Source organism: Microcoleus sp. CAWBG27 (assembly GCF_020883145.1).
Lineage (GTDB): Bacteria > Cyanobacteriota > Cyanobacteriia > Cyanobacteriales > Microcoleaceae > Microcoleus.
The window spans coordinates 54,171-72,341 of the sequence record NZ_JAHREU010000037.1; the positions used below are offsets into that span (position 1 = coordinate 54,171).

At 44.3% G+C, this 18,171-nt stretch carries 14 protein-coding genes; 4 read left to right on the plus strand and 10 right to left on the minus strand.

The window, feature by feature from the left end; genetic code table 11:
- Window positions 1–76 precede the first annotated feature (76 nt).
- The 5 genes from QZ938_RS20035 to QZ938_RS20055 form a co-directional block, all read right to left on the minus strand.
- On the minus strand, window positions 77–4,849 hold the full coding sequence (locus QZ938_RS20035; RefSeq protein WP_293352939.1) for a hypothetical protein: 4,773 nt from the start codon (window positions 4,847–4,849) through the stop codon (window positions 77–79).
- Between the two features lie 4 nt (window positions 4,850–4,853).
- Window positions 4,854–6,233 (minus strand): P-loop NTPase fold protein, encoded by a 1,380-nt coding sequence (locus QZ938_RS20040; protein WP_293352941.1) that lies wholly within the window; start codon window positions 6,231–6,233, stop codon window positions 4,854–4,856.
- Window positions 6,234–6,405: 172 nt separating this feature from the next.
- A complete protein-coding gene (locus QZ938_RS20045; RefSeq protein ID WP_293352943.1) occupies window positions 6,406–7,584 on the minus strand; it encodes a M20 family metallopeptidase in 1,179 nt (392 codons plus the stop codon).
- Window positions 7,585–7,824: 240 nt separating this feature from the next.
- A complete protein-coding gene (locus QZ938_RS20050) occupies window positions 7,825–8,049 on the minus strand; it encodes a helix-turn-helix transcriptional regulator (protein WP_293352945.1) in 225 nt (74 codons plus the stop codon).
- A 157-nt stretch (window positions 8,050–8,206) separates the two neighbouring features.
- The gene (locus QZ938_RS20055; protein WP_293336674.1) at window positions 8,207–8,413 is read right to left on the minus strand and encodes a hypothetical protein; all 207 of its coding nucleotides are present in this window, start codon (window positions 8,411–8,413) and stop codon (window positions 8,207–8,209) included.
- A gap of 165 nt (window positions 8,414–8,578) precedes the next feature.
- On the opposite strand from QZ938_RS20055, the gene QZ938_RS20060 reads away from it, so the two are divergent.
- Complete coding sequence (locus QZ938_RS20060; protein WP_293352947.1) at window positions 8,579–8,812, plus strand: hypothetical protein; 234 nt, start codon at window positions 8,579–8,581, stop codon at window positions 8,810–8,812.
- A 79-nt stretch (window positions 8,813–8,891) separates the two neighbouring features.
- On the opposite strand, the gene QZ938_RS20065 is transcribed toward QZ938_RS20060, so the two are convergent.
- The 3 genes from QZ938_RS20065 to QZ938_RS20075 all read right to left on the minus strand — a co-directional run bounded on the left by QZ938_RS20065 (window position 8,892) and on the right by QZ938_RS20075 (window position 10,239).
- The gene (locus tag QZ938_RS20065) at window positions 8,892–9,419 is read right to left on the minus strand and encodes a hypothetical protein (protein WP_293352949.1); all 528 of its coding nucleotides are present in this window, start codon (window positions 9,417–9,419) and stop codon (window positions 8,892–8,894) included.
- Window positions 9,420–9,446: 27 nt separating this feature from the next.
- Entirely contained in the window at window positions 9,447–9,893 is a 447-nt protein-coding gene (locus QZ938_RS20070; RefSeq protein ID WP_293352951.1) for a hypothetical protein, read from the minus strand.
- Window positions 9,894–10,023: 130 nt separating this feature from the next.
- On the minus strand, window positions 10,024–10,239 hold the full coding sequence (locus tag QZ938_RS20075) for a hypothetical protein (protein WP_293352953.1): 216 nt from the start codon (window positions 10,237–10,239) through the stop codon (window positions 10,024–10,026).
- 106 nt (window positions 10,240–10,345) lie between these two features.
- Here QZ938_RS20075 and QZ938_RS20080 point away from each other — a divergent pair, with 106 nt between their 5' ends.
- Window positions 10,346–14,635: a HEAT repeat domain-containing protein gene (locus QZ938_RS20080; RefSeq protein ID WP_293365630.1), complete on the plus strand. Its 4,290-nt coding sequence runs from the start codon at window positions 10,346–10,348 to the stop codon at window positions 14,633–14,635.
- A gap of 365 nt (window positions 14,636–15,000) precedes the next feature.
- Window positions 15,001–15,237, plus strand: coding sequence for a hypothetical protein (locus tag QZ938_RS20085; protein WP_293336686.1), 237 nt, complete (start codon window positions 15,001–15,003; stop codon window positions 15,235–15,237).
- Here QZ938_RS20085 and QZ938_RS20090 read toward each other — a convergent pair.
- Window positions 15,230–15,760, minus strand: coding sequence for a hypothetical protein (locus QZ938_RS20090; protein ID WP_293336688.1), 531 nt, complete (start codon window positions 15,758–15,760; stop codon window positions 15,230–15,232). The two genes, QZ938_RS20085 and QZ938_RS20090, sit on opposite strands and share 8 nt — an antisense overlap.
- Before the next feature lie 345 nt (window positions 15,761–16,105).
- Window positions 16,106–17,890, minus strand: coding sequence for an aspartate--tRNA ligase (aspS, locus tag QZ938_RS20095; protein ID WP_293352957.1), 1,785 nt, complete (start codon window positions 17,888–17,890; stop codon window positions 16,106–16,108).
- 58 nt (window positions 17,891–17,948) lie between these two features.
- Here aspS and QZ938_RS20100 point away from each other — a divergent pair, with 58 nt between their 5' ends.
- Window positions 17,949–18,107 (plus strand): hypothetical protein, encoded by a 159-nt coding sequence (locus tag QZ938_RS20100; protein ID WP_293352963.1) that lies wholly within the window; start codon window positions 17,949–17,951, stop codon window positions 18,105–18,107.
- Window positions 18,108–18,171: the final 64 nt, after the last annotated feature.

Sequence of the window (18,171 nt, forward strand, 5' to 3'; positions counted from 1 at the left end):
CCGGTTTCTAGCCTCCCATGCGAAGCCCTGAAACTATCCCAACTTTAGGCTAAAAATCGGCAGAATAAATGAGTAATCATTTTTTTCGAGGACTAATCTCATCTTTTCGAGGAGTAATATCGTCGCATAAGTGCTTGTCGCTTTCATCAGCATTATTCTGCAAATAGTCGTGCAGCCAATCGCAGCCTTGCACCAGCATTTCATCTAAACTTCTAATTCGCCACAACCTTGCTGTATTGTCTAATGATGTCGTAGCGATGTATTTGCCGTCAGGACTAAAACTGATACTCGATACCGAACTTTGATGTCCTTTAAATTCTTGTATCAACTTGCCTGTTAAATCCCACAACCGCGCTGTTTTGTCATTTGATGCCGTAGCGATGTATTTGCCATCCGGACTAAAACTGACACTCGATACCGAATCTTGATGTCCTTTAAATTCTTGTATCAACTTGCCTGTTAAATCCCACAACCGCGCTGTTTTGTCACCTGATGCCGTAGCGATGTATTTGCCATCCGGACTAAAACTGACACTCGATACCGAATCTTGATGTCCTTTAAATTCTTGTATCAGCTTGCCTGTTAAAGCCCACAATCTTGCTGTACCGTCAGTTGATGCAGTAGCAATGTATTTGCCATCCGGACTAAAACTGATACTCGGTACCAAATTTTGATGTCCTTTAAATTCTTGTATCAACTTGCCTGTTAAATCCCACAACCGCGCTGTTTTGTCATTTGATGCCGTAGCGATGTATTTGCCGTCGGGACTAAAACTGATACTGAATAACCAACCTTGATGTCCTTTAAATTCTTGTATCAACTTGCCTGTTAAATCCCACAACCGCGCTGTTTTGTCAAATGATGCCGTAGCGAAGTATTTGCCGTCGGGACTAAAACTTACACTTGTTACCGCATTTTGATGTCCTTTAAATTCTTGTATCAACTTGCCTGTTAAATCCCACAACCTTGCCGTTTTGTCCGCTGATGCTGTAGCGATGTATTTGCCGTCGTGACTAAAACTTACACTTGTTACCCAATCTTGATATCCTTTAAATCCTTGTATCAACTTGCCTGTTAAGTCCCACAACCGCGCTGTTTTGTCAAATGATGCCGTAGCGATGTATTTGCCATCCGGACTAAAACTGACACTCGATACCGAATCTTGATGTCCTTTAAATTCTTGTATCAGCTTGCCTGTTAAAGCCCACAATCGAGCTGTATTGTCACCTGATACCGTAGCAATGTATTTGCCATCGGGACTAAAACTGATACTCGATACCAAATTTTGATGTCCTTTAAATTCTTGTATCAACTTGCCTGTTAAATCCCACAACCGCGCTGTTTTGTCAAATGATGCCGTAGCGATGTATTTGCCATTCGGACTAAAACTGACACTCTTTACCTCGTTTTGATGTCCTTTAAATTCTTGTATCAACTTGCCTGTTAAATCCCACAACCGCACTGTTTTGTCCCATGATGCCGTAGCAATGTATTTGCCGTCGGGACTAAAACTTACACTTGTTACCTCACTTTGATGTCCTTTAAATTCTTGTATCAACTTGCCTGTTAAATCCCACAACCGCGCTGTTTTGTCCCATGATGCCGTAGCAATGTATTTGCCGTCGGGACTAAAACTTACACTCGATACCTCACTTTGATGTCCTTTAAATTCTTGTATCAACTTGCCTGTTAAATCCCACAACCTTGCTGTTTTGTCCCGTGATGCCGTAGCGATGTATTTTCCATCGGGACTAAAGCTGACACTCCATACCGAATCTTGATGTCCTTTAAATTCTTGTATCAACTTGCCTGTTAAATCCCACAACCGCGCTGTTTTGTCATCTGATGCCGTAGCAATGTATTTGCCATCCGGACTAAAACTGACACTTAATACCGAATTTTGATTTCCTTTAAACCGATTTTGTTCTCGGATGTTGTCGAGAATCTGGTTGAGAGCAATCTGGGGAGTAGATATCGGGTAATCTGCAATAGAACGAACGTCCTTGAATGTAGCTTTGAGTTCTTTTCCAGTCTTCACGGCTGAGATTAAAGCATCTATTTGGTTATTGCCAGATTCAAACAGTCTCAAAGCATCGCTTGCTGCGCGCTCTAATTTGGTCAATTTCTGTGCCTTGTCCACTTGCTGCCACGCTACTCCCATTACAGTTGCAGCTAAAACTAGGCTAATACTCAATACCGCTGTACCAATACCAATTCGTCTCTGGGCTTTTCGCTGTGATTCTACTGACAATAGTTCTGCTTTTTGTTTTGCCTCTGCTAATATCTGATTTTCTGATTCAGTCTGCTTGAGCCTTTCGCGTAATTCTAATAATTCGGCACTTTGCAATTTGCGGATAAACGGTACTAAATAATCGTGGACAAGTTGGTAGCGATCGATCGGAGTTGCTGGCACTTCTAATACCAATCCCGATCGCACGACAATCTCTAAAACTAAATCTAATTCTCCTGACTCTGTTCCTAAATTTGCTGCTAATTCAGCTAAAGTTTTTTGGGGACGAGTGTTGTTTTCATCCGTCAGCAAGTACAAGACAAGTTCGGCAATATCTTGATTTTCCTTGCCACAGTCTGTTATTACTTCTGCTAAAAATTCCTCAACCAGTTTAACCTTAGCCCGATCGCCCAGTTGCTGATATTCGCTCAGTCGAGTAATCTGCTGTTTTTCCAGTTGCATTCCCACAATTTGCAACTCAATCGGCCGCACTTCGCCGAGTTTACCTGCCAAATCTTCTATCAGTGCGTTTACCAAATCCTCGTCCAAGTAGAATTGAGAGCCTTTTGTTAATGTTTGAACAACTGTTGTCGCATCTGAAATTGAAAAATTACCCAAGTAATAGCAGATTCTTTTAGTGAGAATGTCGTTATCAATAATTGATAAATTGGTGGCGCGATTGAACTCTAACAAGTAGAAAAGATAATCTTCCCGCAGCGACAGGATAATTTTGAGGTCGCTAATCTGATTTAAACATTCAGCCAGAAAATCATATAACTCTCGCCTACCAATTGGATCTCGATAAGCAAAGAAAAATTCCTCAAACTGGTCAAAGATTAATACAGTTAATAAATTACGGTCTTGATTCAGTCGCAACTGTTCTAAAATAGCTGTCGGAGTGTCGATCGCCCCTGACAAACTCACACCTTTTAATTGTTCAATTCCCGCTTGCAAACACTGACCGCAATCCCTCGCCCAATCATGATAAGATTGCAATAAAACAGGCAATACGTCCCGCGCTTCAAAAGTTGTCAGTTGCAGTGCAGGAACTAACCATGCCTGAATTATCGAACTTTTTCCTACCCCAGATTGTCCGTGAACGATCGTCAGCTTGCAAGCAGGTGTACGTATCCGTTTGCTGAGTTCTTTAATATCGCGCGATCGACCGGAAGCTGCTTCAATTTCCTCAATAATTTCAGCTTTTGACTTGCCGGATGCTAAACCGCTGTCAATTATTTGTTGTGGCGACTGCAAGCGACTGGCACCGATAAAAGCTTGCAATCCATATTTGCTGTTAACTTCTTGTTGCTGTAGTTTGATATGAAAGGCTTTTAAATATTCGCCTTGCTCAAAATAGAGGGTTCTCAATTCTTCTAAAATCCTCAGATAAAGCTGCACATCATCTTGAGGTTGCGTATTTTCTTTGGCTGTTTCTAAGTTGTTAACGGCCTCCGATTGCTGACTGAGATTTCGCTGCCCTTTTGCCAAAAGTAGCAAATACAAACCAGTTTCTTGTTGGGATACTCCTGTTTGTGCCAAAACAGCTAATGCTAATTCAGCTAATTCGCAAGCTTTTTCCCACTGAGATTTTTGCAGCGACACCTCAGCCAAAAAGCCATAATCTTCCGCTATTTGATTCGGAGTGCCACAAATTATGTGCATTTTCAAGGCTTTTTCAGCTAAACCTTGCAACTCTTCCCAAGCTTGTAAAAGTCGCAGCATTTCACTGAGTTCGCTAATACATTTAGCTGCTAAATCATTTCGTTGTGCTTGCTCAAAACTCTCCAGAGATTGCTGTAAATACTTTCTAGCTTCTTGCCAATAACCTTGATTTTCTGCCCGGTGTAATTCAGCTTTGCGGTTGTAAGCTTGAGCAATTTTGTGGTAGACAATTCCTTGTCTTTCTAGCTGGTGATTTTGCTGCCAAAATGCTAAACTTTGCTGATAATGTGCGAGTGCTAAATCTATTTGATTTTTCTGAAATTCAACTAAACCCCGAATAAATTGCCAACTAGCTTGCAATTCCGGGTCTAATCCTGCTACCAAATTTAGCAGGTTATTTTCCAATGACTCAATTTCACACTCATCTAATTTGAAATTTTCAACATCAGCAAAAGCTTGGCTTGCTTTTTGTTGCAACAAATTTATCAAATCATCGAGCGGTATAGTAAATTGAATTGGAGTAGGAACCCAAGACTTCAAATCGGTTGCCGATCGACTAAATTTAGCCAGTACAGCATCCGTCACCCACAATATCAACGGAAAAGCAAAATCTTGCTTGAATTGGTCACGCGCTCGATTAGCCCCAGCTAGTAGGTCATCAAGAGCAACTACTGATTCCATCCCCACAACTATTAAAGCTTTTGGCGGTTGCTCTCGGACGGCATTGAGAATGGTTTGATGAAGTATTTTGGTAGCAGGTTCGAGGACTAATTCTTGATATTCAATAGTAGAGCCATCGCACAATTTTTCTAGCATAGCATCACGCAAGCTAGCATAATTGCAGCACACTAAAGTCAAAGAAAATTTTCCTTGAAAGCGTGTTATCGTCCGTACCAAAGTAGAGAGCGATCGCTCGTTTTCTGATGCAATATCTTCGGCTGGATTTGAGTTTACCATAACCTCAAGAATTTTGCTGCTGCCACAGCTTGTATTTCTCAGTTTCCATCAACAGCGGATTCAATGCAAACCAAATTGTTTCACTATCTACATATTCAAAAACCCACAGGTTTCGCAGCAAATCTTGGTATTCTTTGTCTCCTTTAATGGTTTGTTCTTTCACCACTTTAAAAAGTAATTCCCACTCATCGTTATCAATACCGCGACTGAGAGTATCACGGGAACTGCGAATCACTGATTTCAAAACATCTTGAGAAATTGGAGGGTCGTCTTGCTGCAAGCAACCAAACAACATCCCCATCAAGTTTCGCAGATGACCTCCGCTGACTCGACACAATTCATCTAAAGTTTCAGGACTGTCAAAAACTTCGGTAATTAATGTAATATGTTCCTCTGGCAACACATCAGGAAAAGCCCGCGACATAACCATGCGTCGCAGCAAATTCATCCCCTCAACACATTCGCTGCCATCTCTATTCTTTACTGGCACCATCGGCAAAACTTTCGGGTCAACTCCGCCTCCCAATCGATTTTTTAATATTTCACTTTCATTGCCAAAAATCAATCCCAAAGGTAGCGTATAAACCAAATGGCAGTTCAGTTGCCGCAACTGATCTCCTCTGTCAATAAAGATATATTCTGGCAACCCTCGCCCCGCTGCATTGGGTCGAGAAACTATCCGGTCTAAGTTGTCAACTATCACCACCAATCCTTTTTTACCCTGCTGCTTAAGCTGATTAATTGCGACATCAATAATTTCTTGATTAATCAGTTCTAACATTTTATTGGCTTGCGGTTCCATGTACTGTCTTAGTTTCGATCGCAAGTCGGGATTACTTTTGATTTTGGCAGTAATTTTGGCGATACCCAAAGGCAGAGAAAGTTCCAGATTTCCGTCTGTGTTACCTTTGATTTTGTTCCCAAAAAGTTCTCCTTCAGCTTCTACAGTCACAGGACTCTGTAAAAAATTCCAACTGTTTTTTAAGAATTCTTTAAAACCTTGGGGCTGTAAGGAAATTTTGTCCTCTTCCAAACTTTGGGTGACTCGCCGTGCGATCGCCAACATGATATCTGTCAAATCGAGATCCATTTCATCGAGGTCTTTGGTTGACTCGAAGTAGACTACATGAAATCCCTCATCTGTCAACTCTTTTTGTAGTCGCGACAATTCCGTAGACTTGCCGCAACCAATATGTCCAGTGAATAATTGGCAAGTCCGTTTATCTGGCGACACGCGGGTAATTGTTCGTTTGAGAATGTTAATAATTTTGCCGCCGCGCACCTCAGCAAAATCAATGTAGTAGCGCTCATCTTCGGGATTTCCTAACATCAGGGAGTTGCTGGGGTTGCAGGCGTCGCAGAATCTATTGAAATCTAGGGTCATAAAATTTTTAACTAATAATATTGAGCTATCTAGTGGGGTGGGGGCGGGTTTTTGAGATTGTTAATTATTGACAGGTATTGTTGGTGAACCCGCCCCTACAGAAATTATCTCTATTTTACCGGAGATGAGATGATTAGATAACTAATGACTAATGACTAATGACTAATGACTCTTATTTTTGTTTCCAATATTGACAAGCAGCATAGGCCAAGGTGACAGCGCCCGTCACAATAGAGGCTTCATCCACCTCAAACTGCGGGTGATGGAGGGGATAATTCGGTTTGTCAGTCAGTCCCACTCCCAAGCGAAACATGGTTCCCGGTGCGTGTTCTAGATACATCGAAAAATCTTCCGCGCCGAGGGATGGTTCTGGTAAAATTTGAACGCGCGATCGCCCTAAAGCTTCCAAAGCCGACGCTTCTAATAATTGGGTAAGTTTTGGATCGTTTTGCACTCCCGGCACGCCGCGCTTGTAGGTGAGTTCGTACTTAGCACCGTAAGTTTCGCAAACGCTAGAAACAATTTGTTCGATCCAAGCCGGCAGTTTTTCGTGCGTTTCTGGATGTAGCGATCGCACTGTGCCCAATAACTTTACGCGATCGGCAATCACGTTCGGCGCTCGTCCGCCGCTAATTTGCCCGATCGTCAAAACCACAGGCCTCAAAGGATTTTGCGTGCGACTAATCGCCTGCTGCAAAGTAGTAATAATCTGAGAAGCAATCCAAATCGCGTCGATCGCCTCGTGGGGACGCGCGCCGTGGCCGGATTCGCCGATGACAATCAATTCTAGGTCATCTGCGGCCGCCGTCAGTGCCCCGTGGCGGATACCAATACAACCGCCCGGAATCGTGGGAAAAACGTGCACTCCGAGGATGCCGTCAACATCTTGCATCGCCCCATCTGCAATCATCCAGCGAGCACCTTGGGCAATCTCTTCCGCCGGCTGAAACAAGAAACGGACATTACCAGAAAATTTTTCTTTTAACTCAGACAATATCATTGCTGCGCCCAAACCAACCGTAGTGTGGATGTCGTGGCCGCAGGCGTGCATCACTCCCTCGTTGCGCGAGGCAAATTCTAATTGAGTGCGTTCTTGAATCGGCAAAGCGTCCATATCGGTACGAATTGCCAGCCACCGGGACTCGCTGCTGTTAGCTTTGAGTTCGCCGATGACGCCGGTTTTGCCGATGCCTTCGGTGGCGCGGACTCCGCTGGAAGCGAGCACTCCAGCTACGTAGGCGGCGGTTTGATGTTCTTGGCCGCTGAGTTCGGGGTGCGAGTGGATGTGGCGGCGAATTTCGATCAGGCGGGGGGCGAGGGTGGCGGCTATTTCTTGGATGCGGGCAAGCATGAATTTTGTTGGGGAGTGCGTTAATTAACTAGGTTAACGCAGATGCTTGGCTGTGACACTGAGATTTGTTTTTATTAACCGCAGAGAGCGCAGAGGGCGCAGAGAAAAGAGAGAAAAGAGAGTTAGGTAGAAATCGGGAATAATTGTGTCTTTATTATTCATCTCTCTCTTATCTTCCTCTGTGTTCTCTGTGTCCTCTGCGGTTTAATAATAATTTTGAAATAACAGTAAACAACGATGTCATTTTTCGCGATCGGGTTCGTCCTCCTCATACACCATTAAATCTCCGGGCTGACAATTCAGTGCTTTGCACAAAGCGCTGAGAGTTGCTTCATCGATTCGAGTGAGTCGGCGGCGGGTTTTGATTTTAGACACGGAAGTGGGGTGCATCCCAACTAAAGCCGCCAATTCTTTATTGCTGATATTGCGATCGGCCATTACAACTGCCAATTTCCAACGGATCACTGGTGACGCTCAACTGCTAGCGATAAATTTGCAAGCAGATGTTACCATTCTGCAACCTTGACAATCTTTTAAATTGCCGTCCCAAACAAAGTATACGGCAGGACACACAGGCAATTGAGAGCGATCGGCAAGTGGCAGTGAGGGTAGAGTTAGCGGTTTAATCGTCTTTGGATTCATTGAACTTACCTTCCTTCTGTGCTCTTTCGAGCCCTTCCTCCACCAAAAGTAGTGCCATTTGGGAAATCGAACGACGCTCAATACTCGCCAGTTTCTCTAACTTCTCCTTAACTTCAGGCGGGGGGTAAAAAGCAACTCTAGGAGATTTTGCTGGACTCACATTGTTTGGGGGTAGCGTGTTCACCATGTCATTTTAGCTGACTGCAAATTTTTTAGAGCTTTTTTGAGCCAAAGTAGCACACCGCAATCTAGCTTATGCTATACTAATCTAACAAACAAAAACCAAGCCCCCACCGCTCAGACTCACGATCGTTCGGTGGGGGCTTGAACTCCCATATTCAGGAGAAACTGTATGATATCACAACCAAAATCCGTTCCCGAGCTGCTCCGGGAAGAAATTCCCGACGTACCTCAAGGGAAACAACCGATTCGTTTGCTCATTTGCGGGGTTCCCAAAGCGGTAGAAAGCATCGTTAATCTGCTGCACGTTTTGGGTTTTGCACAAGTTGGGGAATGGAGCCCGCCTCTACCTTCGCCTCTAGCGGGTGAGGTGATTCGGATTTTAACTCGTTACTGGAAAGAATGATCGCGGAGGTCGATGGCTGTCGCCTCGGCTGTCGCCTACGCACTTTTTGCGTTAAGTGCGATCGGCCTTACGAATATTGTTACCTCACAGCTAGAAGCTCATTCAGCTTATTTTTCAACTCTGGGGATGCCATTAACGGATTATAGACTTCCCCCTCATATGGTTGCCACATATAACTAGGACTAAATGGTCGAAAAACTGGTAATATTTCTAGCCCATGAGTAAGTTCCTTTGCTAAAACCAATCCCGGAATAGATAAATTAGATAAATCCTCCATAAGTTCACTATAGGTTCTGAATTCATCAACTTCAACCCCAACCAAAGCATAGCGAAACCAAGGAGCAAACCGTAGAGATAGATAAAATAAAATACCTAACTCTGTCATTACATAAGCGCTTTCAGGGCTATCTATTCCCACTTCACTAACATTATTGGGATAAACCCGACACCACCAGTTTCGATCCATATCTTGAAAAGTATCTGTTCGACATAGACATTGGCGATTATTTGAGAGCATCCATTCTATGCCCTCAAAGTGTTGAGCAAATTTATTAACATTGGCTTCATCAGAGCCACACTCTGCCGATAAACTGAATATCCACGCCATTGTTAGAGACTCCTATGATATATAAAGTTAATCAACTCTTTCCCAATCATTTTGGGTGTTTGCCAATGCTGCCTCATACCTTTCCAGAGACATTGTAACTCTTGGCAAGATACTAACGTGGGTGGGGCTATCTTGGATCGCCTGCAAATCTCCCATAATGTTTCTGTCATCAATTTGCCATAGGGGGTCTTTTCCAGTTCCACCAAATTTTGAGGGTCTGCGAAAAGCTGGTAAACTTTCAATTGAAATAGAAACAGACATTCCCTTTGTATTCCTGACGGCAACAGCAACAAGCTCTCCTCGAAACACACGTTCTGAATCTGCTAACAAATAGCCTTGGTCATTTAGATAACCTGTCGGCATTTGTTCAATATCTATGTCAATACCAGGTCTAACCCCTAATAATCTAGCATTGCGACCTATTTTTGGCTTACCATTTAGCTCCGCCATGCCAAGATAGTAAAGTTTTGCCATCAGCTCATATAGCAGCAGTTTGATATAACAATATTATACCAAACCTGGTTTAAATACACCGTTTACCTCTTAGTCTGCGGAGGCAGACTTCGTTTGTGTAGAAGCGGTTTCAACCGCCGAATAATATAGGCTATTCTGCTGACATCCGATAGCGCGTCCAAAAACAATAAAATACAACCAAAACCAACCATCCCGACACATAGCAAAACCCAGGAAGCGCAACATCAATATTGGGTAAAGACTGAGCGTTGACTTCAATCAATTGATTAATATATGGCTCAACAAAATTACCATGAGCATCTTCCAATGCTTCGCGCTGCTTGATTCTATCTTCCTGGGTAGCCATAATTCACCTCGTTTTGTGCTTATGAGGTAAATTATTTTTTTGGGCTTTTGCCCACACAAGCAAAAAGCAAAAATTCTGAAACCCTTGTATAATCGAGGTTAAGCGCTTGGGCAAACCAACTCCTGTGGGCAAGTTTGCCCAAGCGACGATAAATTTTACTCAAAAGGTAGCGATGGCACGAAAATACGGGAAAAACGCCACCACAAAAAATAACGTCTTCAAACTGGTTGAGGCGTTACTCGCCCTCGCGGATGGGGAAATTGCCGTGCCGGGGGATAAGCTGAAAGCTACCTTCAACGTGGAATGGGTAAAGGAAGATGAGTTGCTGGTATCCGGGAAAATTCAGCAAAAACGCAACAACAGAACCCAAACCGTTGAGAAAGGGATCACTAAAGATGATTTATGGGCATTGGTGGAATGTTTGGGAGAGGCATTAGAACTCTCTCAACCCAAGGATGAAAAGAATGTCGATAACGCCCAGAGAAGAGGAGAGGCAATCCAAGATGTTTTGGACTGTCTGAAAGACTTAGATATACTTGTCCTTAAACCTAGTGCAAAAACTCAGGGGTTTTGGAAATTTCACCTCAAGCTAAAGCATCAAACTGCTGAGAAAAAAGATAATTTAAAAGTAATTGAAGAACGGTGGAAGATTAAAATTGGGTCTGTCACAGTAGAGATATTACATGAAACCCCTAAACCTAAAGAAGAAACTATAAACTGGCAAGAAATTTGCCGCCAAAACCTCGCGCTACAAAAAGAACTCACCACCAACCTCTTCACCAACGCCAACGGGATGACTCCGCAACTCGATGGCGTTTATGTTCCCTTAGCCATTGTCGAACGCCAAAAACCCAAACCTCAGCCAAGGAATCAGCAGGAAGAAAAGGAAAAAGAAACAGAAAAACTGATTCCCATTGCTGAAGAACGCTTTTTTGAGGATGTATTGCGACAAGGGAAAAGCGACATCAGTCAAGGGCGAAAAATAGCGATTATTGGCGAACCGGGTGCGGGGAAAACCACGCGATTGCAGAAGATTGCTGATTGGATTTTAGAGCAAGAATTGGGGTTGCCGATTTGGATAGATTTAGCTGAATTAGGCGAGCAAGATATCTGTCAGTATTTGGAAAAAGTGTGGTTGCCGAAGCGTTCGGGAGAACCGACGCGCCGTGATTTAGAAGCACAAATGAGTCGGGTTTGGTTGTTGCTGGATGGTGTGGATGAAATGGCCAACTCTCAAGGAATGAAGCAGTTGGGGGGAGATTTGCCAACGACATGGGTGCGGACGGCGCGGGTGGTGGTGACTTGTCGGGTGAATGTTTGGGAGGCGGATCAAAATGCTTTTTCGGGGTTTGATGTGTTTCGCAATTTGCAGTTTAACCCGGAACAGGTGACGGAGTATATTCGCCGTTGGTTTGCGGGGATGGGGGATGCTGCGACGGGGGAGAGTTTGGAGGCGGCGCTAGCAGAATCGGAGAATTCGCGTCTCAAGGAGTTGATTCAAAATCCGTTGCGGTTGTGGATGTTGTGTCAAATTTGGAGTTTGAGAGACGGAACTTTACCGGATACTCAGGCTCAATTATATGCAAGTTTTATTAAGTATTTCTATCGCTGGAAAGAGCAGATTATCAAAAGCTACGCAAAGCTATGTGGAAAAACTCAGGGTGAGTGTCAGAAACTTTTACATGAAGCGTTAGGAGAATTAGCAAAAGCTGCAATTGATGGGAAATCTGGTCGTTTTCGCTTGTCCTATCAGTTAGTTAGTGAGTATTTAGGAGAACGCAGCGATGAAACGTCTTTATTATCATTGGCGTTATCTCTGGGATGGTTGAATCGGGTAGGTATCGATATTGACGAACCGGAAGAATCTGTTTATGGGTTTTATCATGCGACGTTTCAGGAGTATTTTGCGGCGTTGGCGGTGGATGATTGGGATTATTTTTTACCTCGGAATCATATTGATTTTCCGGTGGTGGGGAAGGAATATCGGATTTTTGAGGCGCAGTGGAAGCAGGTGATTTTGCTGTGGTTGGGGCTGGAGAATGTGAATCGGAAACAGAAGCAGGAGTTTATTGAGGCCTTGGGCGGGTTTGAGGATGAGTGCAATGATTTTTATGGATATCGAGCCTTTTTTCTAGCTGCTGCGGGAATAGGAGAGTTTAAAGATTGTAAGTGGGCTGATGAAATAGTAGCAGCAATCATTAACGGGGGCTGCGGTTATTTCAACATTGAAAAACAAGAATGGCGGAGATTTATCGCTCCTATTGCAGAGGGAGCAAGAGCAGCACTGTTAGAGACAAACTATAGTATAGCTGTCAACCAACTCATTGATTTACTGAAAAAAACTAAAGATGAAAATGGTCGTCGGAGTGTTGCTGAGTGTTTGGGTAAAATTGACCCAGGCAACCCAGAGGCGATCGCTGCTTTAATCGCCATTCTATCCACTACTAATGATGAGTTTACCCGTCGGAGTGTTGCTGAAAATTTGGGTGAAATTGACCCAGGCAACCCAGAGGCGATCGCTGCTTTAATCGCCATTCTATCCACTACTAATGATGAGTTTACCCGTCGGCGTGTTGCTGAAAATTTGGGTGAAATTGCCACAGGCAACCCAGAGGCGATCGCTGCTTTAATCGCAATTTTCTCCACTACTACTGATGAGCATACCCGTTTGGGGGTTGCTGAGTGTTTGGGTGAAATTGCCACAGGCAACCCAGAGGCGATCGCTGCTTTAATCGCCATTCTCTCCACTACTACTTATGAGTTTACCCGTTGGATGGCCGCTTACAGTTTGGGTAAAATTGCTGCCTGCCACCCAGAGGCGATCGCTGCTTTAATCGCCATTCTCTCCACTACTAATGATGGGTGTACTCGTAGGAATGTCGTTCTGTGTTTGGGTAAAATTGCCACAGGCAACTCAGAGGCGATCGCTGCTTTAATCGCCATTCTCTCCACTACTAATTATGAGTTTATCCGTGAGAGTGTCGCTGAAATTTTGGGTAAAATTGCCACAGGCAACTCAGAGGCGATCGCTGCTTTAATCGCCATTCTCTCCACTAATACTGATGAGTTTACCCGTCAGAGTGTCGCTGACAGTTTGGGTGAATTTGCCACAGGCAACCCAGAGGCGATCGCTGCTTTAATCGCCATTCTCTCCACTACTAATGATGAGCATACCCGTCGGAGTGTCGCTAACAGTTTGGGTAAAATTGCCACAGACAACCCAGAGGCGATCGCTGCTTTAATCGCCATTCTCTCCACTACTAATGATGAGCATACCCGTCGGAGAGTCGCTGACAATTTGGGTGAAATTGCCACAGGAAACCCAGAGGCTATCGCTGCTTTAATCGCACTTCTCTCCACTACTACTGATGAGGATACCCGTCGGAGTGTCGCTGACAATTTGGGTGAAATTGACCCAGGAAACCCAAAGGCGATCGCTGCTTTAATGGCCATTCTCTCAACTACTACTGATGAGGATACCCGTCTGAGTGTCGCTTGCAGTTTGGGTAGAATTGACCCAGGAAACCCAGAGGCGATCGCTGCTTTAATCGCAATTCTCTCAACTACTACTGATAAGTATACCCGTATGGTAGTCCCTAGAAATTTGGGTAAAATTGCCACAGTTAACCCAGAGGCGATGGCTGCTTTAATCGCAATTCTCTCCACTACTACTGATGAGGATACCCGTCAGGAAGCCGCTGACATTTTGAATAAAATCGTGCAAAATGACCAGATGCCTTCAGTTGTCTCAGCTTTGCAGCAATTTCAGTGCGATAGGACCTATGAAACCAATTATGGCCTCTACTACTACTGCTTTGAAATCATCTGGAACTGCGCGCAAAATCTGCCTTACCCAATTTTCTATCAAGCATGGCACCATCAACTCACCACACCCCATCCAGAAGTCCCAGAAACAACAGGAGTCGGTTCTACCCCCTTCACCCAAAGCCTCAATTTAGCAGAATTACCCAAAATCCTTGATACCAGACTTGTAGAAACACAATTAATCGAATCCCTACAGCTAATTTGCATCGACACCAGCAAATTCATCGACTCCGATAACCCCGCCCTCGACATCTACGGACAATTCCTCGACAAAAACTTTCCCCAACGCCCCAATAGCGAACCCGAAACCCTCCCCCAACTCAAATCCTACTGGAATCAACTCCGCCGCGATAGCGACAAACACCTCATCCTCATCTTTTACGAAAGCCCCACATCCGCGGCCACCCAAGGTTTCAGCCCTACTTTTCTCAATGCGCTTACCCGGTTCGACGGTACAATCTGTCTCATCGCAGACACGCCTCACCCACCCCTGCAAACCTTCTCGCCCCATGACTCGGATTTAGTTCAAAGTGTTGTAAATTGGCTCGAAAGAGTTCATTTAGAGTCTTAAAGAAACCGGGTTTTTGGCAACTTCTACGAGGCGCAGCGAATAATTCTTGAAAAAACCCGGTTTCTGGCCCCGCGAGAAGCAAAGAAACCGGGTTTTTCGCAGTTTTTACGAGGTGTGGCGAAGTATTCTCGCAAAAACCCGGTTTCTGGGCACCCGTAAATCTAAGAAACCGGGTTTTTCGCAGATTCTACGATGTGTGGCGAAGTGTTCTCGAAAAAACCCGGTTTCTGGGCACTCGCGAGAAGCAAAGAAACCGGGTTTTTCGCAGATTCTACGAGGTGTGGCGAAGTATTCTCGAAAAAACCCGGTTTCTGGCCACCCGCGATTTGAGATAAAATATTGACAAGCCCTCAACATAACGAACAATGACTCTAGCTAACTATCAACTTTCCCTAAACTTTGAACAAATTTTAGCCCTAGTCAAACAACTGCCTTATCCAGAAAAATTGCAGTTATGTCAAGAACTGGAAAAAGAAGTATTAAACAGTAAATCAACTGTTTTTACAGAAACCCTAGAAGATATAGGGATGGAAAATGCTATTAAAGAAGGTGAAAATACTGAAACAGTCAGTCGCGATCGAATCTTCCAAATTCTCAAATAACACTTGATTTACATTCCCAAAAGAATCCAGGCCCAACCGTCAAAACTTGTTCTGTTGGCATGAACAATTCCCAATAGGGAAGTCCAGAATCATCTTGCAAATCTGCCTGTAAAATTAGTTGATAATCGCCCTCAAAAACTAGAGTGAGACTAATATTATCAGCATCGATCGCAAAATCAATCAATTCTTTATTTTCCAATTGCTGCAAAACTTTTTTGACAGCATCTATTTCTACCTCATCTATTTCTCCATCTATATCTACTGGCAAGGAAGAAGTTAAAATGCGATCGCCTTGCTTGAAAACCCAAGGTGTTGCCCTCGTGCCAAATTGCCAACTACCTTTGGATAGATGTGCTAATTTTGGGTGAGTGTAGGCAGACATCTCACCGAAATCTAGCCGTAATTCATCCCCATAACTAAATATAACCTGATGACAAATTTCTCCGATCATCGGTTTGGTAATGACTGAAATAATTTGCTCGATATTTGGCTTCCGATCGGCAATAGATGTTTGAATAACCATTTAAATATCCCCGCTGCCTTGCCGTAACCTGGGTTATCTGGCCATTCGTAAACCAAAGAAACCGGGTTTTTCGCAGTTTCTACGATGTGTGACGAGTATTCTGGGAAAAACCCGGTTTCTGATTGCCCGCAAACCAAAGAAACCGGGTTTTTCGCAGTTTCTTTGGTTTGTGGCGAAGTATAGCTTTTCTCAAAAAGATCGGGTATAACTGACAGCTTACATAACCGCTTAAACTAAGAGGGCTGAAGCCCAACAACGTACCTCATCTTTCTGATAACGGCTATATTCTGGAAAAACCCGGTTTCTCGCCACCCATCCACTATTCATTGAAGGTGTTTTATCAGCCTATGATTTAGGTACATAGGTCGATCGCACTTGCAACTCCTTCAACTGCTTCTCATCCACACTAGACGGCGCATTCGTCAGCAAACAACCCGCCTGCTGTGTCTTCGGAAACGCCATCACATCCCGAATCGACTCCTCGCCGGCTAACAGCATCACCAATCGATCCAAACCGTAGGCTATGCCACCGTGGGGAGGTGTTCCGTACTCAAAGGCATCCAACAAAAAGCCGAACTTATTGTAAGCTTCCTCAGTCGATAAGCCGATCGCCTCAAACACCTTTTCCTGAACATCTCGCTGGTAAATCCGCAGAGAACCGCCACCGATTTCTGTACCGTTTAATACCAAATCGTAAGCTTGAGCTCTGGCCGTCTTTAAATCAGCAATATCATCAGGATGCGGGGCTGTAAACGGGTGGTGCAATGCTTCCAAACGCTTCTCATCGGCGTTCCATTCAAACATTGGAAAATCTGTCACCCATAACAGATTCATCTTGTCTTTGTCAATCAATCCCAAGTCATTACCGACGAACAAACGCAATCTATCCAAAATCTTATTGACGGTTGGTGCCTCGGCGGCTGCAAATAACAGCAAATGACCTGGTTGCGCGCCCGTGCGATCGAGCAATTCCTGTTTTTGAGCCTCAGTTAAATTATCCTTAATTGCGCCGATCGTATCAATTTCACCATTTTCCCGCACGCGAATGAAAGCCAAGCCTTTCGCACCCGCGTCGCTGGCTTCTTTAAACACATCACCTTTTTTAATTCGCTCGTTAGAAAAAACCTCATTACCGCCCGGAATCGGCAAAACTTTCACGATTCCGCCCGCAGCAATTGCACCGGAAAATACTTTAAATCCCGAATCTTTCATCAAATCGGAAACATCGACTAATTCCAAACCGAAGCGAGTATCCGGTTTGTCGCTACCGTACCGATCCATGGCTTCGGCGTAAGTCAAGCGCGGGAAAGGACAAGGTAATTCGACGCCTTTCACACTTTTGAAAATATTGCAGACTAAACCTTCATTTAATTTGATGACTTCTTCCACAGACATGAAACTCATTTCCATGTCCAATTGGGTAAATTCCGGTTGTCTGTCGGCGCGCAAATCTTCATCGCGGAAGCAGCGGGCAATTTGATAGTATCTGTCAAAACCAGACACCATTAACAATTGTTTGAACAACTGTGGCGATTGCGGCAAAGCATACCACGTACCGGGATTGACGCGGCTGGGAACTAAATAATCTCTCGCACCTTCGGGAGTTGCGCGAGTTAAAATTGGGGTTTCAATTTCCATGAAACCTTCCGCATCTTCGAGGTGGCGGCGCATGGCTTTGACAACTTGGTGGCGAAGTTGTAAATTGCGACTCATGCGATCGCGCCGCAAGTCCAAATACCGATATTTCAAGCGCAAATCTTCCCGCACGCTTTCATTCTCAGCCGTCGCCACCTGAAACGGTAACTGTTTCCGCACCGCATTCAACAACTCGATTTCGTCAGCGTAAATTTCTACTTCACCCGTAGGTAATTTGGGGTTGAGGGAATCTTCGGGGCGGCTGGTGACTCTACCGATAATTTTCACCACGTATTCGCCGCGCAAAGCCTCAGCGCCGTTATAGGAGTCGGGGGTGCGCTGCGGATCGCTGACAATTTGCACAATACCCGATCGATCGCGCACATCGAGAAAAATCACCCCGCCATGATCGCGGCGGCGATCCACCCAGCCGTAAAGGGTGACAGTTTGTCCGATGTGTTCGCTTCGTAGTTCGCCGCAGTAGTAACTTCTCATGGTTGGGGTTTATGGACTAAAAATAAGGCTTTTTAATTATGCAGTATGCCTGAACATTGTGCTGAATGCAAATTCAAGGGCGATCGCGATCGTGGTTTTGGTGTTGAGTGCAGTAGAGTGCAAGTGTCAGCCCAATTATAGCATTGATAAAAGCTCGGCGTTGCTGAATCAAGGTATGAATGCTCCAGGAATGGGAATATCGTCAAACTTCAAGTAATGTATTAATAATTTAATAGAATGCTTGAGCATTTCCTCACATTTAGAATAACAAAGAGTCTTGC